We start from the raw sequence: 19582 nt of genomic DNA, 5'->3' as shown, positions 1-19582 counted from the left end.
GTTTTATGTGGAATAAATCTACAAAACAGCCGTTTTTGGTATTAGATTTCTGTTAAGATTATTGGTTCACCGCGTGTTACGACAACGGTATGTTCACATTGTGCAACAAGACTTTTATCTGGTGTAACGAATGTCCAACCGTCGTCACCACGTTCAATAATATGATCAGCTTTCATAGAGATGAAAGGTTCTACAGCGATAACAAGACCGTCTTTTAGAAGTGCATTATCCATTGGGTCATAGTAACTTAAAATGTGATTTGGTGCTTCATGTAAGCTAAGACCAATGCCGTGACCAGTTAAGTTTTGAATAACATTGTATCCACTTTTATGTGCGAAGTTTGAAACAGCACGACCAATTTGATTTTGTTTTGAGCCAGCTCTAACCTTTTTCATTGCTGCCCAAAATGCATCAACCGCTGCTTGGCAAAGTTTTTCTTTTGCCTCGTCTTCTCCAAGAACAAATGAAATGCCTGTATCTGCATAATAGCCATCAAGTGCAGCAGATACATCGACGTTTACTAAGTCGCCTTCTTTTAATACACGATCTCCTGGAATACCATGAGCAACTTCTTCATTTACACTAATGCAAGTTACACCTGGAAAATCATATTCTTTTTCAGGTGCAGAAATAGCACCATGCTCATCTAATACTTTTTTACCGATCAAATCAAGCTCTTTCGTTGTCATACCTGGCTTCGCTTGTTTTTTCATTTCTTCACGTGCAAGCGCAACGATGCGGCCGATTTTTCGTAAGCCTTCTAAATCTTGTTCATTACGAATAATCATGAAAACCACTGTCCTTCCTCGAATATATATCTTATCCGATTGTATCATGTTTATTTTCGTCCTGCTACTCGCTTGCGGTATGCGGGTTGATTCCTCTCATAAAGAATACATGACAATTGTCATATCGATGTCATGACGCATCATACTGTTTCCTAAGTTTTCCAAGGAATACAATGTAAATATAAGAAACAGCGGGGGTGGAGAGATGGAAAAGATTATTGAAGTAAATGATGTTTCTAAAACATTTAAACATAAAAACGCAGTAAATAATGTTTCATTTCATGTAAATAAAGGGGAAATAGTAGCGTTGCTTGGTCCGAATGGTGCTGGGAAAACAACGACGATGTCGATGATGCTTGGGTTAAAGGAACCAACGGAAGGTAAGGTCTCTATATTTGGAAAGAGTCCAAAGCATAGAGATGTTCGTAATAGCCTCGGTGCGATGCTGCAAGAAGTAAGTGTCATTGATAGTATTACGGTGGAAGAGGCAATTGAGTTATTCCGTAGTTATTATACGAATCCTATAGAGAAAGAGACGTTACTGCAGTTATCAAATTTAGAATCAGAGCGAAAGCAAAGATGTGAGAAATTATCAGGTGGGCAAAAAAGAAGGTTAAACTTTGCGCTTGCACTTGCGGGAAATCCGGATTTGTTATTTTTAGATGAGCCGACAGTCGGAATGGATATTACGTCTCGAAGAACGTTTTGGGAAACGATTCGAAAGTTAGCAAGTGAAGGGAAAACGATTATTTTAACGACGCATTATTTAGAAGAAGCAGATGCTTTAGCAAATCGTATCTTATTATTTGCGAACGGAAAGATTATCGCAGATGGTACACCAGACGAAATGAAAGCAACGATTTCGAGAAAAACAATTACATTTTACTCAAAGGAAAGCATTCCTACAAAATTACTAAAGGAATTACCAAATGTAACAGAAGTAAAGTCAAACGAAGGACGCTTCATTTTAACAACGGAGGATACGGATGCAACTTTAAAAGCCATTTATCAAAGGAGTTTACCTGTAACAGATGTTTCAGTTGAACGTGGAAGCCTTGATGAGGCATTTGAACAGTTTGTCGCAAATCAGAAGGAGGAAATCGCATGAGAGCGTTATGGATGCAGTGCAAAATAGAAATTTTACGTACATTCCGCAATAAATTATTTATCTTTTTCTCATTATTAATGCCTGTTATGTTTTACTACATTTTTACAAATGTTGTTCAAGTACCACAAAACGGAGATGCGTGGAAAGCACATTATTTAATTTCGATGGCAACTTTCAGTATTGTAGGGACTGCACTCTTTAGTTTCGGTGTGAGACTTTCTCAGGAAAAAGGGCAAGGATGGACACATCTTTTAAAAATTACACCGCTTCCAGAGGGAGCATATTTAACAGCAAAAATTATTGCTCAAACAGTAGTAAATGCTTTTTCAATATTAGTTATTTTTATTGCAGGGATACTAATTAATCATGTTGAGTTAACGGTAGGGCAATGGATTGGTGCGGGGTTATGGTTATTATTAGGGGTAACACCATTTTTAGCGTTAGGAACAGTAATAGGTTCCATTAAGAAGGCGGACGCAGCTGCTGGCTTAGCAAATATTTTAAATATGAGTTTAGCTATAGTTGGCGGGTTATGGATGCCGATTGAAGTATTCCCCAAAATCTTAAGAACGATTGGTGAATGGACACCAACATACCATTTCGGAAGTGGTGCGTGGGATATTGTAGCTGGAAAATCAATTGGATGGGAAAATATCGCGGTATTAGGAGGTTATTTCCTTATATTTGTTGTAGTATCAATATATATAAGAAAAAGACAGGAAGCGGTATAAATGATAGAGAAGAAGAGGATTGAGATTTTTCCAAAACATATGGGATTTTTTCCTTACATGTGGCTTGTGTATTTATTATTTCCAATTTACCATTTAGCACAAGCATCAGGGTGGAAGCTTGTGCTAGGAAGCGGTATGTTGATACTTTTTATTATCACATACCGTCAGCTTTATTTTGTTCAGAAGACGTTTATTTTATGGGCATGCATTCAAATGATACTCATCTTTTTATTTGCTTTATTTTATAATCCTTTTATGATATTTTTTGGCTTTTTCACAGCAAGTGCGATGGGATTTGCGCCAAATAAGAAAGTATTTCGAGTGCTGTTATGCTCGTTAGTTATAATGCTTGGAGCATTTTTATTTGTAAATATGAATCAAATAACAACTACAAGTTTAGTAAATATCGTTCCGATGTTTATTTTAATGCTTCTTACGCCATTTGGTATGCGTAATTTTAATCAGAAAAAGATGTTAAGAAATCAATTAGATGAGGCGAACGAGCAAATTAAAGACTTAGTAAAACGTGAAGAACGGCAGCGGATTGCAAGAGATCTTCATGACACATTAGGGCATACGTTATCTCTTATTACTTTAAAAAGCCAGCTTGTAGAGAAGTTAATCGTAAAAAATCCAGAGCGTGCAAGTGCGGAAGCGAAGGAAATTACACAAACGTCTCGTACAGCCTTAAAACAGCTGAGAGAATTAATTTCTGATATGCGTATGATTACGGTAGAAGAAGAGCTAGAGCAAATAAAAGCAATCTTACAAGCAGCTAATATTGAATTAGAAGTGAGGCAAGAAGCAAGATCGAGCTCGTTATCACCAATTGAACAAAATATTGTCGGGATGTGTTTACGTGAGGCCGTTACAAATGTTGTAAAACATAGTAAGGCGACGCGGTGCGCAGTTTCTGTATTAGAATCACAAGGTGAACTGATTTTGAAAGTAGAAGATAACGGAATTGGTTTAACAGATCAAAATCATGATGGAAATGGTATTCGCGGCATGAAAGAACGAATTGCTCTTATTGATGGATTTGTTGAACTAGGTACAATCAATCCAGGGACGTTGTTAACAGTAAAAGTTCCAGTTGTTATTAGAACAGGAAAAGATGAGGTGAGGGCATGATCCGAATTATTATTGCAGAAGATCAGCGGATGCTTCGTGGTGCGTTAGGGGCTCTGCTTGATCTAGAAGATGATATCGAAGTAATTGGACAAGCGGCAAACGGGGAAGAGGTGCTAAAATTAATTGAATCGTTAAAACCGGATATAAGTATCATGGATATTGAAATGCCGATTCAAAGTGGATTAGATGTTGCTGAAGCGTTAAAGAAAGAAAAATCATCATGCAAAGTAATGATTTTAACAACATTTGCACGGCCGGGATATTTTGAAAGAGCAATGAAAGCTGGTGTGCACGGCTATTTATTAAAGGATAGCCCAAGTGAAGATTTAGCGGCAGCAATTCGTAATGTAATGAAGGGGAAACGAGAGGTCTCCCAAGATTTAATGTTTGGTTTATGGCAGGAGCAAAATCCGTTGTCAGATCGCGAAAAGGAAGTATTGTTGCTTGCGAAAGAAGGAAAGACGGCAAACGAAATTGCGAAGGCACTTTATCTTTCGCCGGGTACAGTGCGTAATTATATTTCTGAAGTATTAGCGAAGCTTGATGCGAAAAATAGAATTGAAGCAATTACAATTGCGGAAGAAAAGGGATGGATATGAAAAGAAGTTTACCTATGATTGGTAAACTTCTTTTTTATTATTGTACCGCTATTACTTTATTTATTTTTTGTAACGGTTTGTAACCGTGTGCTTCAAATGCCTTTGCAAATTCATTTGATACGGCAGTGCCATATAAATCTTTTGCAGCTTGTACAATATGAGATTGAAGTGATTCAAAGTCTTCAGCGGAAGTTGCATAATTTTGCAATGTACGCATAACAACTTTACTTACTTTTTCATTTCCTTGCTTTTGAACAGCAACACCGTTATATGTTTTACCTTCAGCTAATTGATATAATACGTGACTGATAATACCAGAATTTACGTGTGATTCTTGATTATTACCATCGTTATAGAAATCTTGTAAATTTGTATATAATTTATGACCGCCGTCACCAATTTCCCTTGGGATATCACGAATTGTTAGGCCACCTAATGTATCGCCCATAATCCAGTTTCCTTTATCTTTCTTTACGTAATATTCGATTTGTGTACCCCAGAAATCCGCTAATCCCTCGTTTAGTGCAGATGTTTCAGCGCTTGGATATCTCACGACTTTATTTTTCGTCGTGCCACTAAATACAGCATGTCCAAATTCATGAGCTGTTACATCAAGAGCGGATGTTAGTTTTCCGTCTAAACCATCACCAAATACCATTTGGTTCCAAGCGGGATGCCAAAATGCATTTACATAGTCTTCTTTTACACCATCACTAACTTCAGTAGAATCAAAACCGTGTACACTAGCAACAACTTTTGAATCTTTATTGTCGTAACTTTTTAGATTATGTTCTTTCTTAAAGTAATCGTAAATATCACTCATGTTCTTCATAGCGCCCGCGGCTTCTTTATCTGCAAAATTAGGAGTACTACTTGAAATTAGTGTCCCTGGATAACCAGCTTGACTATATCCCCCGAGGGAATCGGCGTAGTTTGCATTATAAATATAAATACCATTTCCCCGTGATAAATCCGCTAAATAAAATTTTCCATCAGTTCCTTTGGCAATATTGAAAGAGATGTTTTCTTGAAGTGCATTTTTCCCAGTTCCTTGCTCACTTGCAGGGGATAATCTAGGTGATGTTACTTGATTTATAGTCTTATTCTCTTTGTTTTTAATGAATTTTTCTTGGAAAAGTACTTCGCCAGTTTTTAAATCAACTATAGCATTGCCGTTTATAATTTGTTCATTGTTTTCATAAGTAAATGTAATAACAGTTGCGAATGTATAATAGCCATCTTTTTTCTTATAAACAACGGTTTCGCTAGAGAATTCTGTCTCAACTGCATCACTTGGAATTTGAACTATATCGCGTAATTTAGATTTTACTTCATTTTTCGACAAAAAATTTGTTATAGTAAGATTAGGTTGTTGATTTAAATTTTGAACAACTTTACCACTAACAGTTGTGATTACTCCATTTTTATCTACTTTTACAATGAGATCTTGGCCATATACTTTATAGTTTTTATATGTTTGTGCAAGGCGAACTTCGGTTTGATTTTCTTTGGTTTCTTTATTTGTAGGTTGGAAATCTACATTTTTTTCAGTAGTGACTTGTTCTTGTTGAGCTTTCGCCCCATTTACCTCACCTTTTAAATACTTTTTAGCAATATTTTCTTTCGTATCATTTTGAGGTTGTGTTAATTTCCCGATTGTTAAACCAGGCTGAGCAATTTCAACTTTGACTGCACTTTTGTCTAATTCTTGAGCATGAATAGCTTCTGTTGATAAAGGGCAAAGAAGACCGAATGTAACGAAAGCACTAGCAAGTTTTCTATAATTCATCTATAACACTCCTAATCTATTATTGTATGTGAGATGAATTGTATGAAAAATTTGCCGAATTTTATATATATTATGCATTATTTCATATCAAAAATTGTCGAATTCACATTATTGTAGTGGTATGACAACTCAAAAAATTAGATTGTTCTAATGGGATGGTGAGTAAGTATGCACGCAGAAAAATTAGGAAGTGAAATTAAGAAAATTAGGGTGATGAGAGGATTAACACAGAAACAGTTATCCGAGAACATATGTCATCAATCGGAAGTGAGCAGGATTGAATCGGGCGCGGTATACCCAAGTATGGATATATTGCAAGGTATCGCAGCAAAATTACAAGTTCCCATTATTCATTTTTATGAGGTACTCATTTATTCTGATATTGAAAGAAAAAAACAGTTTAAAGATCAAATCATTATGCTTTGTAAGCAAAAAAGATATAAAGAAATTTATAATAAAGTATGGAATGAGCTGAAAAAGGAAGAATATCATCCTGAATTTCAGCAGTTTCTTCAATGGCAATATCATGTAGCAGCTTACATATTAAAGAAAATCGATTACGAATATTGTATTTTAGAATTGAAAAAATTGTTAAATCAACAGTTAGCTGGAATAGACGTATACCAAAATCTTTATATAGAAAATGCGATTGCAAATATTTATGCTGAAAATAGCTATTTTAAGAAGAGTATTGAGTTATTTGAAGATATATTAAAACAATTAGATGTATTGCATGATAATGAAGAATTTGAAGTGAAGGTAAGATATAATCATGCAAAAGCATTATATTTAGATAATCAATATGAAGAGTCACTTTATCAAGTAAATAAAGCGATTGAAATATCATGCCGAATTAATAGTATGGCATTAATTGGACAGCTATATTATCAAAGAGGTGAATGCCTAGGGAAGTTGGAGTACGATGAGGCAGAGGTTGAAGATGCATATAAAAAGGCAAGTTTCTTTTTTGATATATTAGAAATGCATGCATATAAAGAAGCGCTCGTAAATAAAATCAGTAGATAAAAATCCCAAAAAATGGGTATGCATAATTGCATATAATAGGGATAAATTTTCATGATATATTAAAATAAAAAATGTGGGTGATGGAATATGAAGAAATTACTTATTGGTAGTTTATTGACGTTAGCGATGGCATGGGGTATTTCATTAGGCGATACGGCATTAGAGAAAAGCCATATAATTTCTCATAACGATCAAGAGGTACAATTAGCTAAAGATTTACCTTTTGAATATTAAAAAACAACCGTCTTACTTAGGCGGTTGTTTTTTTATGGAGTAACATCCAAACGTCTTTACTAGAAACAGGTTTGCTAATAAAGAATCCTTGAATGTGATCACAATTTTGTTTATGTAAAAATTCCCATTCTTCTGCTGTTTCTACACCTTCTGCAATCACTTTTAAATTTAGTTCTTTTGATAGTGTAATAATGGAAGAGACAATTGCTTCTTCTAAAGGGCTAGTTGTAATTCCACAAATAAACTCTCGAGCGATTTTTAATGTGTTGATTGGATATTTTGTTAAATAAGCTAAAGAACTATAACCAGTACCAAAGTCGTCGATTGAAATTTGAATACCGAGATTTTGAAGTTGTTCTAGTTTTGCAACTACAGATTGATTTTGATTAATTGCGATGCTTTCCGTAATTTCAATATCTAGTGCTTCTGGTTTCAGTTCTGTTTCTTCCAACACCTTTGAAATAGTTGGGATTAAATCTGCATGGTTAAATTGAACAACAGATAAATTTACACCAACTTTTAAGTGAGAGAAACCTTGATTATGCCATCTTTTTGCCTCTAAACAGGCAGTACGTAAAATCCAATTGCCAAGTTCAATAATAAAACCAGTTTCCTCTGCTAGAGGAATAAATTGGGCAGGAGATACGATACCGAGTTTTGGATGCTTCCAACGTATTAATGCTTCAAAACCGATAATTTGTTTTGTTTTTGTGCTTACTTGTGGCTGGTATTCAAGGAAAAATTCATTTTGTTGTAATGCTTTTGAAAGTTCACCTTCTAAGAATTGAATTTCATTTTGAGCGATACTCATTTCTTTTGAGAAGAAAACAAATCGGTTTTTTCCATTTGCTTTCGCACGATACATAGCCATATCAGCATTTTTCATTAACTCATTTACATCAGTTCCATAATCAGGGTACATCGCAATTCCGATACTTGGTGTAATAGAGAGTTCTTCGCCTTGAATGAAGAATGGTTTGTTTAAAATAGTTAAAATCTGTTCAGCTATAAAAATTGCACTTTTTTCTGAGTACATTTCTGGTAATAGAATTGTAAACTCATCTCCACCTTGGCGAGCGACGATATCTTTTGAACGCAAGCAACCGCGTAATCTTTTTGCTACTTCAATTAATAATAAATCTCCGACGTCATGACCAAGTCTATCGTTAATTTTTTTAAATCGATCTAAATCAAGGAATATGACGGCGACATCATTTGCGTTAGTTTGAGCTGTATTTAAAATGGCTTTTAAATCTTTTTCGAACTTTCGGCGATTTGGTAATCCAGTAAGTGCATCGTGAAAGGCTAAATGTTCTACTTGTTTTTGTTTTTCATATAAGGTGGTAATATCACGTGCTATCCCAAACATTCCGACCACTTCTTTGTTTATAAAAGTAGGGATAAGTGTAATATGAAGATAATAATAATAGCCTTCTTGTTCTTTTGTCCGAACTTCTAACGTTTGTGGCCTACCTTCCTTTGTAATTTGTAAAGCCTTCTTTAGTAGTTCGTGGTCTTTTGAATCAATGAAGTGTACCAGAGAATAGCTTGCCACTTGGCAATAATAGGCAGTAAATAAGCTTTCGCAAGCCTTATTAGATTGTTGAAAAATGCCATTCATATTTAAAGAGAAAACGGCATCGGGATGATCTTCGAATAAAGACTTATAGCGTTGTTCACTTTTTGATAATGCAAATGCACCTTCTTCAACTTCATCCTCTAGTTGTGTAGTCAACTGTTCATATGTAAGGATTAGTGCTTGATTATCTTTCCACATGTAAAGTTGCCGCAAGAATAACAAAATAAGTGATAATACGAGACCAATTAACATAAATTTATCATCCCAAGGTTGAATGATAATAAAGGAAAAAGTAATAATTATACTAAAATAAGGTAGTATAAAACGTACATAATCGAATCGATAATATTTTGCTTTCGTTTCATGTTGCATTGGTTTATCCAAGATATATAGTATGGAAGAAAGTCCAATTAATAAAATAGAAGCAGTGTGTATTAAATAATTAAATTCAGGAGAAGTTTTCATCCCAAAATTTAATTGAAACAGATGAATGTAACCGTATACGAGTATAATAGTGAAACCGATAATTAATGCGATTCTACTAGAAGAATATTGTTCTCTTCTATATAGACTAATAACGGCGTAAATTACTAATGATTGTGCAATAAAATAGCCAATTAAAATCCAAGTTTCCTTTGTTAACATACGGAAGCTTGAAAGGTCCAAGATAAAAGTTAAAGTGAAATAAATGTTCATAATAACAATAAAGATGCTATCGAATGAAAATTGAGCAAGACCCTTAATAGAGTAAATTTTTATAAACTTTATAGCAAATCCAACAAAGAGTAAAACATATTGTATGATAAAAAAAGGTAATGCTTTATATGAGAATATAACTTGCTTATGAATAGAAAGTGAAGGAAGAAATAAAGTTATTTCCATAGCTAACCCGCATAGACAAGTACATAATAATAAAATCCAAAATAATTTATCACCATGCGTCATTTTTCTAATCGCTTTACATAAGCAATAGCAAGAAAAAAGTGCAGCGAAACAGAATAAGAAAAGAATCCCGATTTCTTTTATATTCGACTCATTTGGTATAAGGAATATCCAAAGAGCAAATATAAATATGTATATTATGACAGATTGTATATACTTTTTTTGATTAATCATATTATGACTCCGTTTCAATAAAGTTGAATCTCGGGGAGAAAATGCTAATTTAAATAATAGCATATAAAATAGAATATTTTTTACTATAAAAATTACTTTTTTGAAAAAATGGTGCAAAGTTACAATTTACCACTGTAACTTTGCACCACCTATTCTTTTCATTCCTCTTATAGCAGAAAGTTCATCTATTAATTGGAATAGTGCTAAATCTTTTTGTTTACTTTCAATCATAATATCGAAATTATGATTGTTTTTTTTCGCAATGTGTAAGAAAGGCTTAATAAACTCTAAATCGATATATTCAGCATGGGCCCTAAATTCTTTTTCCGATCTTGGGGAGGAAATGTGAACTTTAGGAGAGATATTTGTATGTGACCAAGTTTCAAAAATTGCAGGAAGCAACTCTTCTAGTGGTTCTTCGCAAAGATTGGCCATATGATGATGATAATCAAATACAAATGGGATATTTTCTTTTTGGCAAATTGATAAAGTTTCAGCGGTTGTATAGGTTTTATCATCGTTTTCAAGAGTCATTTGTTTTTTTATATGTGTAGGAAGTTTTTTTATGTTTTCATGGAAGCGCTCAATTGCCTTTTCTTTATTTCCATAGGCTCCACCTACATGAATATTAATGTAAGAAGAATCTGCAATGCCTATAGCATCCAATATTTTATAATGATAAGTCATATCCGTAATAGCGTTAGTAGTAATATGTGGTTTGTCGCTTGTAAATAGCGTAAATTGATTCGGATGAAAACTTATTCGTAAATTGTGTTCTTTAATTAAAGCCCCTATTTTATGCCAAAGTGGTGTGAATACCCCAATATAGTCAAACTCGACTTCGGGATGTGTTGCAAGTGGGACGATGGAAGACGATAGGCGATATAGTGGGATTTCATGTGCTATATTGTAATGAAGGATACGTATTGTGTGCTCTAAATTTTGCCTTATAATATGATACAGTTTGTCTTCTCGTTCTTGCTTGCTAAGTTTCTTAAAGCTTGTAAACGTCATTGTTTTGGCAGGAGAACAGTCCCAGAGTGCCATTGCATGTGAGACATATCCAAACCGTATAATCATATGAGATACACCTCTTTTATTCATTGTCTTTCCTATAAAAAGAAAGCAAACATTGTTCCAATCCATTCTTTTCCTCTATCGATAAGAGAAGGCGGGTTTACATCGCTATAGGAAAGTACGGATGCATTCTCTAGATCTTCATGGAATTTATTTTTTACTGTTTGAATGAAATGTTTATTATATAACAGGCAGTTTATTTCATGATTAATATATAAACTTCTCATATCAAAGTTTGCCGTTCCGATATCACAAATATCATCGTCCACTATAATAATTTTGGCGTGAAAAAAACCTTGTTGAAATGCATAAATATTGCAACCAGCCTGTATTAATTTTCGGCAGTACGGGAATTTTGCTTCCCGAACGAGAGGGTGATCAGCTTTTTCTGGAACAAGAATTGTGATTTGAACCCCTCTTTCTCTTGCTTTTAATAAGGCATTCATAATTTTTTTTCCAGGAATGAAATATGGCGTACCGATACAGATTTCTTTTTTTGCCGCGTTAATTAAATGAAAAAAAGTATGCTGTAAATAAGCACCATCAGTCGGAATAAATTGATGCAGGATGGTACCTGGTTGTTGTTTTGGAAAATAAAGAGAAGCATCCAATAAATTCTGTTTCGTATCATCAAACCAATCATGTAAAAATTGCTTTTGTAAATCTTGAACCCCTTCTCCTGTAAGACGTAAATGATAGTCTCGCCATAATCCTAAGTGTTCATTATGCCCTAGATACTCTTCGCCAATATTAAATCCCCCGATATAGCCGGTTTTCCCATCAATCACTGTAATTTTTCTATGATTTCTTTGATTGGCAGAAAAGAAAGGAAGAGGAAATTTTACCTTATGACAAAATGAAAAAGATACACCATGTTTTCGCAGGGAGCGAATAGCTTCGTTTGATAAAGAATGGCTGCCAAATCGATCAAGTAAAAGTCGTACTTCAATTCCTTCCTGAGCCTTATCAATCAACAATTTTAAAAATTCACGACTGATTTTATCGTTTTTTACAATGAAGAATAAAATATGAATGTGGTGCTGTGCTTGTTTTATGTCAGTAAATAAAGCGTCATATAAATCTTTCCCGTATGTATAAAGGCGAAAATCACTTTGACGTAAAGGGAAAGTGCGAGAGCTGACCCGTTTTAAATGAAGAAGTCTCCCGTATGAAAGGTCAATTGTAATCCAAAGAGCAACGGATATTAACAAAAGAGATAAGTAGAGCATCAGTGAATTCCCTCCTTCGCATTCTTTTCACCTTCAGTGTGTTACAAATGATACGGGTAGCACGGTTGTTATTATAAACTTCATCAGAGGATAGTATGTTGCATTGATGAAAGTTGCACTTTATCCCGCTTTAAAGGGCAGTAAGCCTCACACCTCAAAAACTGTTGAATAAGTAGAAGTTAGTTTGGAAATCAACTGCCCGTAAAAGCCCGATTGGTTCAACTAATAATCAGCGGGGGAAGAACCGCCCCTACTGATTAAAGTTTCACTTTATAGTTTCACCGAAATAAACAGCTTTATGAAAAAATGTGTTGTTCTATAACAAAAAACTGTTGACTGAATGCTCACTCATTATATAATGGGGATAGGGGATATAATTCAGAAAATTATATATTTTTGAAGATTCAAAAAGAAAGAGGGCTTACAAAGAGAGGGGTAGCATAAAAATGAATAGCTTACTGATTATTAATTGGCTGGCTGCCATTGCTGTTATTGCTTATGCAGGATATTTGTTTGTATATCTTATACGGACGAGAATGGCCTACATACAATTAGGAAAAAAAATTGAGTTTGACCGTCGTTTTAAAGAGCGTTGGGATCTCCTTAAGGTCAATGTTTTCGGTCAGAAAAAGCTGCTGAAAGATAAGAAAAGCGGCATCATTCACGTTATGTTCTTTTACGGATTTATTCTTGTCCAATTTGGAGCAATTGACTTCGTTTGGAAAGGACTCGCACCAGGATCACATCTTCCACTTGGACCACTATACCCTGCATTTACATTCTTCCAGGAAATTGTCACACTTGTTATTTTAATTGCAGTATTTTGGGCTTTTCATAGACGTTATGTAGAAAAGCTTGTTCGTTTAAAACGTAACTTCAAATCAGGTCTTGTTCTTATCTTTATCGGTGGTTTAATGATTTCTGTGCTACTTGGTAACGGTATGGGACTTATATGGCATGGCGAGGAGCTTTCATGGAGTGAACCAATTGCTTCTGCAATCGCTTACGTTTTTAGCGGGATAAATGAAACCGTAGCCATTTCAGTGTTCTATTTTTCTTGGTGGGTGCATTTACTAATTTTGTTAACGTTTTTAGTGTATGTTCCACAATCAAAACATGCGCATTTAATTGCAGGACCAGCTAATGTATTCTTCGGTCGTCTTTCAAACCCAGGAAAGCTTGAAAAGATTGATTTTGAAGATGAAACGCAAGAAACATTTGGTGTTGGTAAAATTGAAGACTTTAGACAAAATCAACTTATTGACTTATACGCTTGTGTAGAGTGTGGCCGTTGTACAAATATGTGTCCTGCAACAGGAACAGGAAAAATGTTATCGCCGATGGACTTAATTTTAAAACTTCGCGATCATTTAACTGATAAAGGAGCTGCGGTAACATCAAAAGCACCGTGGGTTCCAGTAGTTGCCTTCAATAATACACAAGGAAATCAGTTAGCGATGATGGCAGCTGGAAAAGGACAACAAGAATCAGCGTCTACAACGCTCGCTTACGATCCGAGTTTAATCGGAGATGTTATTACAGAAGAAGAGATTTGGGCATGTACAACGTGTCGTAACTGTGAAGATCAATGCCCAGTTATGAATGAGCATGTTGATAAAATTATTGATTTACGTCGATATCTCGTTTTGACTGAAGGGAAAATGGACGCGGAAGCACAACGCGCGATGACAAATATCGAGCGTCAAGGAAATCCGTGGGGGCTGAACCGTAAAGAGCGTGAAACATGGCGCCAAGGTGATGACGAAGTAACAGTTCCAACTGTAAAAGAAAAATCAAAAGCTGGGGAGGAATTCGAGTATTTATTCTGGGTTGGTTCAATGGGATCATACGACAATCGTAGTCAGAAGATTGCGATATCGTTTGCGAAGTTAATGAACGAAGCAGGCATTTCATTCGCAATTCTCGGTAATAAAGAAAAGAATTCTGGAGATACACCACGCCGCCTTGGAAATGAATTTGTATTCCAAGAGATGGCGACAAAGAATATCGAAGAATTTGAAAAGGCAGGAGTGAAGAAGATCGTTACGATTGATCCTCATGCTTATAACACATTTAAAAATGAGTATCCGGACTTTGGCTTGCAAGCAGAAGTCTATCATCATACAGAATTGTTAGCTCAGTGGGTGAAAGAAGGGCGCTTAAAGCCTGTTCACGCTATTGAAGAAACAGTTACGTACCATGATTCCTGTTATTTAGGAAGATACAACGAAGTGTATGAAGCGCCACGTGACATTTTGAAAGCGATTCCTGGAGTGAATCTTGTAGAAATGGCACGTAACCGTGAAACGGGAATGTGCTGTGGCGCAGGTGGTGGCTTAATGTGGATGGAAGAAACAACAGGTTCACGTATTAACGTTGCTCGTACAGAACAAGCATTAGCTGTACAGCCATCGATTATTGGTACAGGTTGTCCATATTGCTTAACGATGATCAGTGATGGAACGAAAGCGAAAGAGGTAGAAGAGAAAGTTCAAACTCTTGATGTGACAGAGATTTTAGAACGATCTGTTATCGGACAGAAAAAAGAAGCGATGTAATTTGTAAGAATGTATACAACTTTAGAAAGAGGTGCAATGATTGCACCTCTTCTCAACGTAGGGATACCGAGCGAGCGCTCAGTGTTAAAAAATGAAATGGGGGAAAGAAACATGAGTAAAACAGTTATTTTAAGTGCTGCAAGAACACCAGTTGGAAAATTTGGAGGATCTTTAAAAGATGTAAAAGCGACGGAACTTGGAGGAATTGCAATTAAAGCAGCGCTTGAAAGAGCAAATGTTGCGGCTAGTGATGTTGAAGAAGTTATATTTGGAACGGTTATTCAAGGTGGACAGGGGCAAATTCCATCGCGCCAAGCTGCGAGGGCTGCTGGAATCCCTTGGGAAGTGCAGACGGAAACAGTGAATAAAGTTTGTGCATCAGGACTTCGTGCGGTTACGTTAGCGGATCAGATTATTCGTACTGGCGATCAATCACTGATTGTAGCCGGCGGTATGGAGTCGATGAGTAACAGTCCTTACATTTTACGCGGAGCAAGATGGGGATACAGAATGGGTAACAACGAAGTTGTTGATTTAAACGTTGCTGACGGTTTAACATGCGCATTTTCAGGTACACACATGGGCGTTTATGGCGGAGAAGTTGCGAAGGAAGATGGAATTTCTCGCGAAGCGCAAGATGAATGGGCATATCGTAGCCATCAGCGTGCGGTTTCAGCGCATAAAGAAGGGCGTTTTGAAGAGGAAATCGTGCCAGTAACGATTCCGCAAAGAAAAGGCGATCCTATTGTCGTTGCAAAGGATGAGGCGCCACGTGAAGATACAACGATTGAAAAGTTAGCAAAGTTAAAACCTGTATTTGATAAGACAGCGACGGTGACAGCTGGTAATGCGCCGGGACTAAATGATGGTGGTGCCGCACTTGTATTAATGAGCGAAGACAGAGCGAAGCAAGAAGGAAGAAAGCCATTAGCGACAATTTTGGCGCATACAGCAATTGCAGTGGAATCTAAAGATTTCCCAAGAACGCCAGGTTATGCAATTAACGCATTGCTTGAAAAAACAGGCAAGAAAATTGAAGACATCGATTTATTCGAGATTAATGAAGCATTTGCAGCGGTAGCAATTGCAAGTACAGAAATCGCAGGAATTGATCCGGAAAAATTGAATGTAAATGGCGGCGCGGTAGCGATGGGACATCCAATTGGAGCAAGCGGAGCGCGCATTATCGTTACACTAATCCATGCACTTAAGCAGCGCGGCGGCGGAATTGGAATTGCTTCGATTTGTAGCGGTGGCGGTCAAGGGGACGCAGTGATGATTGAAGTTCACTAATTAAAGTTCGAGGGTATAAAATTTATTAACAATTAAGGGGGAAGAAAAAATGGGTGTACAAAACATTGTTGTAATTGGTGCAGGGCAAATGGGATCAGGAATTGCACAAGTATGTGCAATGGCAGGATATGACGTGAAGGTACAAGATTTAAAGCAAGAGCAATTAGATAGAGGAATGGCTATCATTACGAAAAACTTAGCGCGCCAAGTAGAAAAAGGACGCATGAAGGAAGAAGAGAAGGAAGCGACATTAAATCGTCTTACAGTAACGCTTGATTTAGATTGTGTGAAAGAAGCGGATCTTATTATTGAAGCAGCTGTTGAGAAAATGGATATTAAAAAGAAAATCTTTGCGAATCTAGATGAAATTGCTCCAGAACACGCAATTTTAGCGACGAATACGTCATCTCTACCAATTACAGAAATTGCAGCGGTAACGAAGCGTCCGGAAAAAGTAATCGGTATGCACTTTATGAATCCAGTCCCAGTTATGAAGCTTGTTGAGATTATTCGTGGTTTGGCTACCGATGATGCGGTATATGAAGCAATTGAAGATATTACGAAAAAAATTGGGAAAGTACCAGTTGAAGTGAATGATTTCCCAGGTTTTGTATCAAACCGCATTTTACTACCGATGATTAACGAAGCAATTTATACGTTATATGAAGGTGTAGCGACGAAAGAAGCAATTGATGAAGTCATGAAGCTTGGTATGAACCATCCGATGGGGCCTTTGACACTCGCTGATTTTATCGGTTTAGATACGTGTTTATACATTATGGAAGTGTTGCATGAAGGATTAGGAGATAGTAAATATCGCCCATGTCCATTATTACGTAAGTATGTGAATGCAGGATGGTTAGGGCGTAAAACAGGTCGTGGATTCTACGTTTACGAATAAATGCCCCCTTTGTTACAACATAGTGGTCTTACCAAATTATTTAAAGGATATATAGCAAATGGAGGCGGAATATATGAACTTTCGTTTTAATGAAGAGCAGCAAATGATGAGGAAAATGGTTCGGGATTTTGCACAGAAGGAAATAGCTCCCTTTGTTCCTAGTATGGAACAAGGGGTGTTCCCGAAAGAGATTTTGCAAAAGATGGGTGAGCTTGGATTAATGGGTATTCCAGCGCCTGCAAAATACGGCGGGGCAGAAATGGACTTTATTTCTTACATTCTAGCAATTGAGGAAATCTCAAAGGTAAGTGCAACAGTTGGTGTAATTTTAGCTGTACATACGTCAGTTGGAATGAATCCGATTTTATATTTTGGAACAGAAGAACAGAAGAAAAAATATGTTTCTAAACTTGCAACCGGGGAATATTTAGGTGCATTTGCTTTAACAGAGCCAAATGCAGGATCAGATGCAGGGAGTTTGAAATCAAGAGCTGTGAAAAAAGGTGATCATTATATTATTAATGGATCGAAAGTGTTTATTACAAATGGTGGTGAAGCAAGTACATACATTGTATTCGCTTCTACAAATCCAGAGGCAGGAAAAAGTGGTATTTCTGCATTTATAGTAGAGAAAGATACACCTGGTTTAATCATTGGAAAAGATGAACATAAGATGGGACTTCTCGGTTCTCGTACAGTACAACTTACTTTTGAAGATATGAAAGTGCCAGCTGAGAATTTACTTGGGGAAGAAGGACAAGGATTCAAAGTGGCGATGGCGAATTTAGATGTTGGGCGAATTGGAATCGGTGCGCAGGCTTTAGGAATTGCTGAAGCGGCGCTTGGCTGTGCAATTGATTATGCAAAAGAAAGAGAGCAATTCGGGAAGCCAATTGCGGCGCAGCAAGGGATTGGCTTCAAGCTTGCAGATATGGCAACAAGTGTCGAGGCAGCAAGGTTACTCGTATATAGAGCGGCATCTCTTAGGGCACAAGGATTACCATGCGGTAAAGAAGCATCTATTGCGAAATTATTTGCTTCTAAGACAGCGGTTGAAGTCGCGATTGAGGCGGTGCAAGTATTTGGTGGTTACGGTTATACGAAAGACTATCCAGTAGAACGATTTTTCCGCGATGCGAAAATTACGCAAATATATGAAGGAACAAGTGAAATACAGAAACTTGTTATTAGCCGTGCTTTATAAAAGGGCGAGGGGGAGACGGAGATGCATTTTAAACTATCAGAAGAACATGAAATGATAAGAAAAATGGTTCGAGATTTTGCTAAAAATGAAGTGGCACCAACAGCAGCTGAGCGTGATGAAGAAGAGCGATTTGATAGAGAGTTATTTGATCAAATGGCAGAGCTTGGTTTAACTGGTATTCCATGGCCTGAAGAGTACGGTGGAATTGGAAGCGATTACTTAGCATACGTAATCGCTATTGAAGAATTATCTCGCGTTTGTGCTTCAACAGGTGTAACACTGTCTGCGCATACTTCACTTGCGGGATGGCCAATTTTTAAATTTGGGACGGAAGAGCAAAAGCAAAAGTTTTTACGGCCGATGGCTGAAGGGAAGAAAATTGGTGCATACGGCTTAACGGAACCAGGATCTGGATCGGATGCTGGTGGAATGAAGACAATCGCAAAGAGAGATGGCGATCATTATATTTTAAATGGATCAAAAATTTTCATTACAAATGGCGGTATTGCTGATATTTATGTTGTTTTTGCGCTAACTGATCCTGAATCGAAGCAGCGCGGTACGAGTGCATTTATTGTAGAAAGTGATACACCGGGATTTTCAGTTGGGAAGAAGGAGAGCAAGCTAGGGATTCGCTCTTCACCAACGACTGAAATTATGTTTGAAGATTGCCGTATTCCTGTAGAGAATCTACTTGGAGGAGAGGGGCAAGGGTTTAAAGTTGCGATGCAAACATTAGATGGAGGTCGTAACGGTATTGCGGCGCAAGCTGTTGGGATTGCACAAGGGGCTTTAGATGCTTCTGTAGAATATGCAAGGGAGCGCCATCAGTTTGGAAAACCAATTGCGGCGCAGCAAGGGATTGGCTTTAAACTTGCGGATATGGCAACAGATGTAGAAGCGGCACGCCTCTTAACATATCAAGCGGCTTGGCTTGAATCAGAAGGGCTTCCGTATGGAAAAGAATCAGCGATGTCAAAAGTATTTGCAGGAGATACAGCGATGAAGGTGACGACTGAAGCGGTGCAAGTATTTGGTGGTTACGGTTATACGAAAGATTATCCAGTAGAGCGTTATATGCGAGATGCAAAGATTACACAAATATATGAAGGAACACAAGAGATTCAGAGGCTTGTAATTTCTCGTATGTTAACGAAGTAGGAACGAAAGCGTAGGTATTTTCCTACGCTTTTTCCTTCCAAAAAATAATAGAGAGAGG

At 36.8% G+C, this 19582-nt stretch carries 16 protein-coding genes; 11 read left to right on the top strand and 5 right to left on the bottom strand.

From position 1 onward, the window contains the following. Positions 1–41 precede the first annotated feature (41 nt). Complete coding sequence (gene map, locus BHV55_RS26675) at positions 42–836, bottom strand: type I methionyl aminopeptidase (protein WP_003313889.1); 795 nt, start codon at positions 834–836, stop codon at positions 42–44. 157 nt (positions 837–993) lie between these two features. Between map and BHV55_RS26670 the strand changes: the two genes are divergently transcribed. The 4 genes from BHV55_RS26670 to BHV55_RS26655 are packed head-to-tail and all read left to right on the top strand — an operon-like array spanning position 994 to position 4357. Further along, positions 994–1896 carry an ABC transporter ATP-binding protein gene (locus BHV55_RS26670; protein ID WP_070757596.1) on the top strand — a complete coding sequence of 301 codons (903 nt, stop codon included), beginning with the start codon at positions 994–996 and terminating at the stop codon, positions 1894–1896. Further along, positions 1893–2627 carry an ABC transporter permease gene (locus BHV55_RS26665; protein ID WP_001202427.1) on the top strand — a complete coding sequence of 245 codons (735 nt, stop codon included), beginning with the start codon at positions 1893–1895 and terminating at the stop codon, positions 2625–2627. Before BHV55_RS26670 ends, BHV55_RS26665 begins: the two co-directional genes overlap by 4 nt. Then, on the top strand, positions 2628–3758 hold the full coding sequence (locus BHV55_RS26660) for a sensor histidine kinase (RefSeq protein ID WP_000570624.1): 1131 nt from the start codon (positions 2628–2630) through the stop codon (positions 3756–3758). It abuts the gene before it with no gap. Continuing rightward, entirely contained in the window at positions 3755–4357 is a 603-nt protein-coding gene (locus BHV55_RS26655; RefSeq protein WP_070757598.1) for a response regulator transcription factor, read from the top strand. Before BHV55_RS26660 ends, BHV55_RS26655 begins: the two co-directional genes overlap by 4 nt. A gap of 37 nt (positions 4358–4394) precedes the next feature. Here the strand turns inward: BHV55_RS26655 and BHV55_RS26650 are convergent, their stop codons facing one another. Beyond that, positions 4395–6146, bottom strand: coding sequence for a M4 family metallopeptidase (locus tag BHV55_RS26650; protein WP_070757600.1), 1752 nt, complete (start codon positions 6144–6146; stop codon positions 4395–4397). Between the two features lie 168 nt (positions 6147–6314). Between BHV55_RS26650 and plcR the strand changes: the two genes are divergently transcribed. Then, positions 6315–7172, top strand: a complete 858-nt coding sequence (plcR, locus tag BHV55_RS26645; protein WP_000542919.1) for a transcriptional regulator PlcR — start codon at positions 6315–6317, stop codon at positions 7170–7172. Positions 7173–7259: 87 nt separating this feature from the next. Further along, positions 7260–7406 (top strand): quorum-sensing peptide PapR, encoded by a 147-nt coding sequence (locus BHV55_RS26640; protein WP_000734730.1) that lies wholly within the window; start codon positions 7260–7262, stop codon positions 7404–7406. Between the two features lie 16 nt (positions 7407–7422). Here the strand turns inward: BHV55_RS26640 and BHV55_RS26635 are convergent, their stop codons facing one another. From BHV55_RS26635 to cls, 3 genes are all read right to left on the bottom strand, one after another. Beyond that, a complete protein-coding gene (locus BHV55_RS26635) occupies positions 7423–10101 on the bottom strand; it encodes a DUF4084 domain-containing protein (RefSeq protein WP_016111031.1) in 2679 nt (892 codons plus the stop codon). Positions 10102–10227: 126 nt separating this feature from the next. Further along, positions 10228–11181: a UV DNA damage repair endonuclease UvsE gene (uvsE, locus tag BHV55_RS26630; protein WP_047387337.1), complete on the bottom strand. Its 954-nt coding sequence runs from the start codon at positions 11179–11181 to the stop codon at positions 10228–10230. A 32-nt stretch (positions 11182–11213) separates the two neighbouring features. Next, positions 11214–12407 (bottom strand): cardiolipin synthase, encoded by a 1194-nt coding sequence (gene cls, locus BHV55_RS26625; protein WP_070757602.1) that lies wholly within the window; start codon positions 12405–12407, stop codon positions 11214–11216. A 446-nt stretch (positions 12408–12853) separates the two neighbouring features. Between cls and BHV55_RS26620 the strand changes: the two genes are divergently transcribed. The 5 genes from BHV55_RS26620 (at position 12854) to acdA (ending at position 19524) form a co-directional block, all read left to right on the top strand. After that, positions 12854–14965 carry a (Fe-S)-binding protein gene (locus BHV55_RS26620; protein ID WP_001086776.1) on the top strand — a complete coding sequence of 704 codons (2112 nt, stop codon included), beginning with the start codon at positions 12854–12856 and terminating at the stop codon, positions 14963–14965. Between the two features lie 9 nt (positions 14966–14974). After that, the gene (locus tag BHV55_RS26615) at positions 14975–16258 is read left to right on the top strand and encodes an acetyl-CoA C-acetyltransferase (protein ID WP_002005994.1); all 1284 of its coding nucleotides are present in this window, start codon (positions 14975–14977) and stop codon (positions 16256–16258) included. Between the two features lie 49 nt (positions 16259–16307). Beyond that, complete coding sequence (locus tag BHV55_RS26610) at positions 16308–17159, top strand: 3-hydroxybutyryl-CoA dehydrogenase (protein WP_000538880.1); 852 nt, start codon at positions 16308–16310, stop codon at positions 17157–17159. Between the two features lie 73 nt (positions 17160–17232). Next, complete coding sequence (locus BHV55_RS26605; protein ID WP_001011179.1) at positions 17233–18363, top strand: acyl-CoA dehydrogenase; 1131 nt, start codon at positions 17233–17235, stop codon at positions 18361–18363. 21 nt (positions 18364–18384) lie between these two features. Next, the gene (acdA, locus tag BHV55_RS26600; RefSeq protein ID WP_050822179.1) at positions 18385–19524 is read left to right on the top strand and encodes an acyl-CoA dehydrogenase AcdA; all 1140 of its coding nucleotides are present in this window, start codon (positions 18385–18387) and stop codon (positions 19522–19524) included. The last annotated feature ends 58 nt before the right edge of the window (positions 19525–19582 follow it).

Source organism: Bacillus sp. RZ2MS9, from assembly GCF_001816185.2.
Lineage (GTDB): Bacteria > Bacillota > Bacilli > Bacillales > Bacillaceae_G > Bacillus_A > Bacillus_A cereus.
The sequence above is the reverse complement of the archived record's forward strand: the minus strand, read 5'-3'. Positions and strand labels throughout refer to the sequence as shown.